Source organism: uncultured Aquabacterium sp. (genome assembly GCF_947366995.1).
GTDB lineage: Bacteria > Pseudomonadota > Gammaproteobacteria > Burkholderiales > Burkholderiaceae_C > Aquabacterium.
In genome coordinates this window covers 1-6,887 of record NZ_CANBCC010000108.1, presented here as the reverse complement: position 1 = coordinate 6,887, position 6,887 = coordinate 1, and the positions used below count along the sequence as shown (strand labels likewise).

General features: G+C 66.9%; 7 protein-coding genes, 1 tRNA gene, 1 pseudogene and 1 riboswitch. Of the genes and pseudogenes, 1 reads left to right on the top strand and 8 read right to left on the bottom strand.

Annotation, left to right across the window (positions count from 1 at the left end; all coding sequences use genetic code 11):
* The 5 genes from Q0Z44_RS17860 to Q0Z44_RS17840 all read right to left on the bottom strand — a co-directional run.
* On the bottom strand, positions 1 to 500 hold a 500-nt coding region (locus tag Q0Z44_RS17860; protein WP_298015290.1), incomplete at its 3' end, for an NAD(P)H-binding protein.
* A gap of 4 nt (positions 501 to 504) precedes the next feature.
* On the bottom strand, positions 505 to 1,233 hold the full coding sequence (locus Q0Z44_RS17855) for a ferritin-like domain-containing protein (protein ID WP_298015288.1): 729 nt from the start codon (positions 1,231 to 1,233) through the stop codon (positions 505 to 507).
* Between the two features lie 11 nt (positions 1,234 to 1,244).
* Positions 1,245 to 2,417, bottom strand: a complete 1,173-nt coding sequence (locus Q0Z44_RS17850) for a hypothetical protein (RefSeq protein ID WP_298015286.1) — start codon at positions 2,415 to 2,417, stop codon at positions 1,245 to 1,247.
* Between the two features lie 12 nt (positions 2,418 to 2,429).
* A complete protein-coding gene (locus Q0Z44_RS17845; protein WP_298015284.1) occupies positions 2,430 to 2,858 on the bottom strand; it encodes a host attachment protein in 429 nt (142 codons plus the stop codon).
* Between the two features lie 107 nt (positions 2,859 to 2,965).
* Complete coding sequence (locus tag Q0Z44_RS17840) at positions 2,966 to 3,364, bottom strand: c-type cytochrome (RefSeq protein WP_298015281.1); 399 nt, start codon at positions 3,362 to 3,364, stop codon at positions 2,966 to 2,968.
* A gap of 257 nt (positions 3,365 to 3,621) precedes the next feature.
* On the opposite strand from Q0Z44_RS17840, the gene Q0Z44_RS17835 reads away from it, so the two are divergent.
* Positions 3,622 to 3,969, top strand: coding sequence for a four-helix bundle copper-binding protein (locus Q0Z44_RS17835; protein ID WP_298015279.1), 348 nt, complete (start codon positions 3,622 to 3,624; stop codon positions 3,967 to 3,969).
* A gap of 63 nt (positions 3,970 to 4,032) precedes the next feature.
* Here Q0Z44_RS17835 and Q0Z44_RS17830 read toward each other — a convergent pair.
* From Q0Z44_RS17830 to Q0Z44_RS17820, 3 genes and pseudogenes are all read right to left on the bottom strand, one after another.
* Positions 4,033 to 4,108, bottom strand: a tRNA-Asn gene (locus Q0Z44_RS17830).
* A 167-nt stretch (positions 4,109 to 4,275) separates the two neighbouring features.
* Positions 4,276 to 6,495 carry a TonB-dependent receptor plug domain-containing protein gene (locus Q0Z44_RS17825; RefSeq protein ID WP_298015276.1) on the bottom strand — a complete coding sequence of 740 codons (2,220 nt, stop codon included), beginning with the start codon at positions 6,493 to 6,495 and terminating at the stop codon, positions 4,276 to 4,278.
* A 130-nt stretch (positions 6,496 to 6,625) separates the two neighbouring features.
* Positions 6,626 to 6,728, bottom strand: a riboswitch (TPP riboswitch).
* 5 nt (positions 6,729 to 6,733) lie between these two features.
* Positions 6,734 to 6,887 (bottom strand): annotated as a pseudogene (locus Q0Z44_RS17820) (ferredoxin--NADP(+) reductase); the annotation flags it as partial.

The window sequence follows — 6,887 nt, the reverse complement described above, 5'->3', positions numbered from 1 at the left end:
GCCAGTGTGCAGAACAGCGTGGTGCTCGCCCCGCCAGGACCGAAGACCAGCGACGGCTGCAGCACCACGCCCTCCAGCGGCAAGGCCAGCAGGCAGTCGTCCGCCACATGCTTGCTCTGCAGAAAGGCCGTGTCGGCATCGGCGTCGGCGCCCAGGGCCGACAGCTGGATCACCCGCCGCACACCGATCTGACTGCACGCCTCGAACAAGGCGCACGGGCTGCGCGTCTGCACGTCGGCAAAGCGCTGCTGTGCCGTTTCGCGCAGCAGGCCCACCGCATTGATCACCACGTCCACCCCGCGAAGCAGGCTCAACCAGTGAGCCGGCTCACGGGGCCGGGAGAAGTCCACCGGCACGGTTCGCGCACCGGGGTGGGCACGCTCGAAGGCTGCCGGATCCCGCACCCCGTGCAGCACGCGGTGGCCTCGTGCAGTCAGCGCATGCGCCAGTTGCTGGCCGATGAAGCCGCTGGCACCGCACACCAGCACCGTGCGGGACATGGCCTCAGGCCGCGGCCATCACGCAGTCCTGCAGCATCTGCCGAATGGTCACCACGTGCTCGGCTTCCTGCTGCACTGCGAGGCCAAAGCTGTCTGCCATCTCGCCATGCCCGGTGTGCCGCAGCAGCGTCTGCAGCAACTCCCAGCTGGCGTGGTCGGCCAGTTCGGCCGTCAGGATGGCGTTCAGGCTCTGGGCAAGATCCGTCCGCGGGTCGGTCACGACCTGAAGAATGCCCGCCGACATCTGGGCCCCCACGTCGGCGCACGGTGTCTGCGCGGTCGGGTCGGCGCCCAGCGACTGCAGCGCACCGGCAAGCATCTGAAAGTGCTCGGCCTCCTGGTCATGGATGCGCTGCAGCGTGGTCAGCCGGGCATCGCCTTCCGGCATCAACTGCACGGCCTTCGTCAGCAGGGCCTCGTACAGGCGCGTGCCGGTGCGCTCGAAAGCCAGGCGCTCGCCCAGCTTGTCGAGCAGCATGGCCGGGTTGTCGCCCTTCAGCATCGACACCCCGGTGGTGACCATGCCCTTCAGCGTGCCCGGCAGCGGCACCGAGCCGATGGTGTCGGCTTCGGCGATGGCCTCCAGCCGCATCGCGGTCATCGTGTCTTCACTCTCGAACTCGGACACCGGCGACGCGGCCGCGTACTCCTCCATCGCCGACACATCGATCGGCGACATCTTGGCCCCGGTGCGGTTCATGCCCATGTGGGCACCAGTCTGTTGCGGTTGCATGGGGTGTCCTTTCAGTAATTGACGACTTTGCGGCTCAGCTCGGTGCCCGAGGTCCAGCGATAGCCGGCTGCCACCGCCTGCGACGGCGAGCCCATCGAGTTCAGGTATTGCCGGTACCCCATCGACGCCTCGCTTTCCTGGCCGCGGGGCAGGTAGGCCCTGCCGACGGCGCGGTAGTCCACCTCGGTGGCGAGCACCTTGCGCACGTAGTCGCGCTGGCTCTTGAAGGGCAGGGGGGCGGGCAAGTCACCCACGAGGATCTCGGCCGGGTCACGTCGTTCAATGTCCTTGAACAGGCGGATGGCCAACTGCAGGTGCCCCAGCTCGTAGTCGAGGAAGCGCTCCCAGATGGCCTTCAGCCGCGGGTTGCCTTCCGACATCATCGCGCTGTGGTACAGGTACACCTCGGCCGCCTCCTGAATGAGCCATTTCTCCAGGAAGCTCTCGCCCGGGTCTTCCAGCGAGCCGTACTGCGTCACGTGCTGCTCCTCGATCGAAGCGATCTCGGCATACAGCTCGCGTGCCAGCGGGTCGGCAAAGGTCGGCCCGATGTTCATGTAGTAGTCGTGGGTCTGGTACTCGGCGGCGGTGATGAAGGCCGCGTGCAGCTTGCTGATCAGCGCGGTGCTGTGGCGGTCATAGGGCCGTCGCACATCGTCCATCGGGTGGCGGTGCTCCAGCACGGTCGGCCGGCCCGGCACGATGTCCGTGTAGCCCTGCAGGATGTTGTTCGCGTCCTTGCCTTCCAGCCGGTCCATCAGCGCCGAGTAGCGGTACAGGTGGTCGAAGTCTTCCAGCAGGCCGAAGCGGTAGGTCTGGGCCAGGTAGGGGTCCGGCTCGTTCTGCGCCACGGCCGCGGTCACTTCGATGGCCACCTGCTCGTAGGCAATCGTGGTCTCCAGCGGCGAGTGGTCTGCGGCAATCAGCCAGTTCACCATGGTGGCCTGGTGCTGCTCCACCCGCCGGACCTCGGCCAGCGGCAGGCGCAACTCGCCATTGCAGCGCGCCATCATGTGCTTGAGCCGCAGGCTGTCGAGCTCCATGCCGTTGAGCAGGATGACGCGAACCCGGCTGAAGGCGTCGTCGTCCAGCTTGCTCAGCGGCTTGGGGTTGAGTTCCTTCCACGTGAAGCGCTGACGTTCGACCGGGCAGCCCGGGGTGTTCAACAGGTCGATCTGGGCCATGACGGCCTCCTTTCAGGTCGGTGGCGTTGGCCGCAGTCGCGCGGCCAGCTCTTCGTGCGTCTCGTGCACGAGGTCCTTGTCGAGCTCCCTTTCAATCGCGGCCGCCACGCCTGGGCTGACGGCCTTGCGCAGCAAGCCCAGAAACCGCGGTGCGGCAATCAGGATCAGGCGCGTGTAGCGCCCCTGCTGCAACGCCTTGTCGAGCGCGGCGGCCACGTCGGTGGCAAACGCGTCGGCCTCCTTGTGCTTCTCGTCATCGCCTGCCGACGCGGTCACCGTCATGCCGCGACGGCCGAACGCATCGCGGCGCAGGTCGGATTCCCGGGCGTGGGCGTCCGGGTCGGTCAGTTCCTCGACGGCATTAAGCCCCTTGTCCTCAGGGCGCTGCTGCATGATGCGGGCGATGGCCTCGTCGGCCACCACAACCCAGGTCGTCGGCATATCGGTCTCCCGGTGGTTCGGATGCCTTTCAAGCCGGCAAGCCGTGTGCCGAGCGAAGCAAGCCCGTCGGGCGGTAGTCAGGCTCACGAGATGAGCCTGGCGACTGCTCAGCGCGCGTCGCGGTTGCCGCCCGATTGCTTGCGCGACGTGTCGGCGGGCGATTTCAGCGTGAGGATCCAGGTGGCCAGTTGCTTGGCTTCGGCGTCGGTCACGCCCATGGCCTTGTTCGGTGGCATGGCGACCGGGCCCCAGGCGCCGACACTGCCGTTCAGGATCTTTCCCGTCAGCATGTTGGCCGCATCCTTCTGACCGCCATGGCGGCCAGCCACTTCGCGAAAGGACGGGCCGACCTTGCGTGCGTCGATGTCGTGGCAGGCCACGCAGCCTTTGCTGGTCGCCAGGGTGGGCAACTGTTGCCCGGCGGCGCCACTTCCCGTCTGAGCGCCCGCGGGCAGGGCGATCAACATCAGCGCGAGGGGCGAGAAGACAGGGGAGAGCAAGGACATGGCGCAACTCTTCAAAGGTGGGGGGATGCGCCCCACGCAGCAGGTGCCATGCCCATGAATGCCCGCGCTTCTGACGCGTGCTGTTCCTTTGTGTCCCCAAGGTCCGGCAAGCCGTACCGCCCGCCGTGCCGGGTTTCAGCAAGGATTCCCGGGGTTCCAGTCAGGGTTGGGCACGAGCGGCGGTGGGGCGGGCGGTGTTCGGGCACGGGCGTTGCCGCGAGGGGGCCATCCACCCCTTACCAAGAAAGGACACCCCCATGGTCGACCCTGAAAACTACAGCTGTCTGGAGGCCTGTCAGGCCTGTCAGGTGGCGTGTCTGCAATGTGCGGCTGCCTGTCTGGAGGAAGAAGACCCGGGCACCATGAAGGACTGCATCAAGCTCGATTTGGACTGCGCGGCGGTCTGTGCGCTGGCCGCTGAAGCGATGGCCCGTGACAGCGATTTCGTGCTCGCTGTGTGCGCGCTGTGCGCCGACATCTGCGACGCCTGCGCCGACGAGTGCGAGCAGTACGACATGGAGCACTGCGAAGCATGCGCCGAGGCCTGCCGCCGCTGCGCCGACGCCTGCCGCGAGATGGTGGGCGACGTCGAAGAGGAAGACTGAACGCCCCAGGCGCCAGAAACGACAAAGCCCCACGACATCACATCGTGGGGCTCTGCCTTGCCTTGGCTCCTCGACCTGGGCTCGAACCAGGGACCTACGGATTAACAGTCCGGCGCTCTACCGACTGAGCTATCGGGGAATATGTCGGTTTTGGTTGTCGCTCACCGCATTGCTGCCGTGCTCATCAACCGAGACCGAGACTATAACATCGTTTTTGGGGCGCCAACAGGGCGCGGCATCGTCTGCCCTGCTGAAGGCGTGCCGTGTGAGCGCGATGCAACAGCAACACGGCACCTCGCGCGCGGGTCAGAAGTCGATCTGCGCCGAGACGGTCACCATGCGCCCCGTGATGGGGAACAGATAGGTGTGCCCGCCGAACATCGAGGGCGCCTCACGCCAGCCACGCTTGTCGAACACGTTCGCCACGCCCAGCCGCCACGTGATCGTGCGCAGCGCGTCGCGGCCCTGCACGGCGCGCACGCCCAGGTCCAGTCGAGTCCAGGCAGGCAGGCGCAGCGTGTTGCCCGAGTCAACCCACCGGCTGCCCTCGTGCACCACATCGGCCTGCAGTGTCAGCGGCACGGGAAGGCCCCACGTGTGGCTGCCCGACAGCTTCACGGTCCGCTCGGGCACGTTCACCGGCTGCTTGCCGTTCGCGGTCGGCTCGGTGCTGCCGCGGCGCTCGGCATCCAGCAGCATCGCGCTGGCGGCCAGGCCCCAAGGGCCCATGCGGCCTTGCCAGAAGCCCTCCACGCCGCGATGGCGCGCATCGCCGTTGTAGCGGAAGGTGCTGTCCACCGTCTCGGCCAGCGGGCGAATCGTCTGGAACACGTTGGCGCCCCATTGCGCGACCACCCGTCCGGCGTTGTATTGCCCCTTCACCCCCACCTCGGTCTGGCGGCTCTTCGCCGCCGGCAGGATCTGGCCTGCGTTCAGCAGGGCGGCATTGCGCGGGGCCGCCTTGGTTTCCACGCCTTCGCCCCAGCTCACATAAGCCTGAGTCTGCGGCGCAAAGGTCCACCCCAGCGCGGCCCAGGGGGTGTTGATCGTCTGGTTGATGTAGGTGTTGTCGTCGCCGTCGGTTTCCTGGCTGTGGCGGCTCAGGCTGGTGTGGCGCAGGCCCAGCCAGGCTTGCCAACTGGGCGCGAGCCGGACATGGTCCTGCACTGACAACTCGGTCGAGTTCTCCCAGCGGTTCGGGCTGGCTGATTCCATGACCGGGCTCGGATCGAAGGGCTGATTGGGGTTGGTCAGCACATTGAGCGTACCCACGTAGTTGTAGGCCTGCGGCTTGATGGCGGTGCGGTACAGCGAGCGCAACGCCCCGAAACGCAGGTTGTGCTCCTGATCGCCAAGGCGCACGCGTCCCTCAAGTTGAGCGAGCAGCGACCGGGTGATGCGGCGCTCGTTGTCGGAGCGGTAGTCGTACAGGTCGACGGATCCGTCGCTCTTGAAGTTGTAGTAGTAGGCGTAGTCCTCCGGCCCCGGCCCGACATACTCGTTCCAGCCGAACGGAAACGCCGCCCGGTCGTTCGTCCGCAGATGCTGCTCCCCATACGTCACAGTCGATTTCCAGCCCGCCTGCAGATTCTGCGTCCAGCGTACCGAGCCGGTGCGGCCTTCGAACTGCACCGGCTGGCTCCAGGGCTGGTTGTTCAGGTTGAGGTTGCGGCTGAACGTGCGCGAGGACGGCAGGCGATCGCCCAACAGGCTCAGGCCCGCCACGCTCGGCTGGCTCTGCCAGCTGTCTTCCAGCTCCAGCTCGATCAGCGTGTCGCGCGACACGCGCCAGTCCGTCGCCATCGACAGCAGCCGGCTGTGCCCCTCGGTGTTGTCGACCTGCGTGTTCAGCCGGGCCACGGCGGCATTCACGCGCAGTCCCAGGCTGCGTTGCGGACCGAACCGACCGCCGATGTCCACTGCGGCACGTGCTTCACCCGCGTCGTTCAACGAGAAAAAGGCGCTGTGCACCCGTCCCTCGGGACGCTTCACCTGCATGTTGACCAGACCACCCGGTGCGCTGACGCCCGCCTGAATGCCGCTGGTGCCCTTGAACAACTCCACGGCCGACTTGTTCTCCAGCGGCAGGCGGGTTTCCGCGTTCACCGGCTGGCCCTCACGCCGGTAGTTGTAGGCGTTGTCGAGCGTGAAGCCGCGCACCGTCAGGTAGTCCCAGTAGCCCACGGTGTTGTACGAGTCGGTCGTGCTGGCGTCCAGCCGCGTCAGATCGGCCAGCCGCGTCACGAAGGCGTCCCGCAGCGCATCGCTCGAGTAGGTCTGCGCCTGCGCGGGCGTTTCCCATGCAGGCAGATCGCCCAGCCCGGCGATGCTGGCCTTGGCGCTGCGCTTGATCGCCTGGGCGCTCACCCCGACGGCTTGCACGGTCGCGTTGTCGTCCGCTTGCTGTGCCAGCGCCTGTGACTGTAGTCCGCAGACGAGGAGGGTGGCGCATGCAATCGTGGTGGGGCGCGGCAGGCGGGATGTCGCCTGGGGAGCGGGTCGGTCGGCGGTAGCGGAAGTCAGCATGGCGTGGCACGCGGTGCACCAGGGCACCGTTTCGGACATCGGTCGTCAAACAGGGAGCGACGAGAAGAGTCCACGGGCCATCAGGGGCCTGCGCCAGCCACCACAGAACCGGCACGGACGTGCCTGGCCTGTGGCGGACCACCAGCTTTCCTACGCGAGCATGACCTCGTTCAGGTTCGAAGGGACTCTCTCAGCCCGCGCCTTTGTGTCGGCGGGCACCCCCAGCGGAAACGAGATTTTACGCGACGCCCAGACGTTCACGCAGCAAAGGGCTGGTCGTTGTGTAGAGCAGGTGCTGGGGAGAGCCGGGGTTGAGCGCGGCGGAGGCGGCATGGGCTGCCATCGTTGCCTCGTGGAAGCCGCACAGCAGCAGGCGTTTCTTGCCCGGGTAG

What these genes read in the sequence shown, in the direction of transcription:
- Q0Z44_RS17850 (WP_298015286.1), bottom strand. Translation starts at nt 2,417, where the DNA reads ATGGCCCAGATCGACCTGTTGAACACCCCGGGCTGCCCGGTCGAACGT.
- Q0Z44_RS17835 (WP_298015279.1), top strand. Translation starts at nt 3,622, where the DNA reads ATGGTCGACCCTGAAAACTACAGCTGTCTGGAGGCCTGTCAGGCCTGT.
- Q0Z44_RS17840 (WP_298015281.1), bottom strand. Translation starts at nt 3,364, where the DNA reads ATGTCCTTGCTCTCCCCTGTCTTCTCGCCCCTCGCGCTGATGTTGATC.
- Q0Z44_RS17855 (WP_298015288.1), bottom strand. Translation starts at nt 1,233, where the DNA reads ATGCAACCGCAACAGACTGGTGCCCACATGGGCATGAACCGCACCGGG.
- Q0Z44_RS17825 (WP_298015276.1), bottom strand. Translation starts at nt 6,495, where the DNA reads ATGCTGACTTCCGCTACCGCCGACCGACCCGCTCCCCAGGCGACATCC.
- Q0Z44_RS17845 (WP_298015284.1), bottom strand. Translation starts at nt 2,858, where the DNA reads ATGCCGACGACCTGGGTTGTGGTGGCCGACGAGGCCATCGCCCGCATC.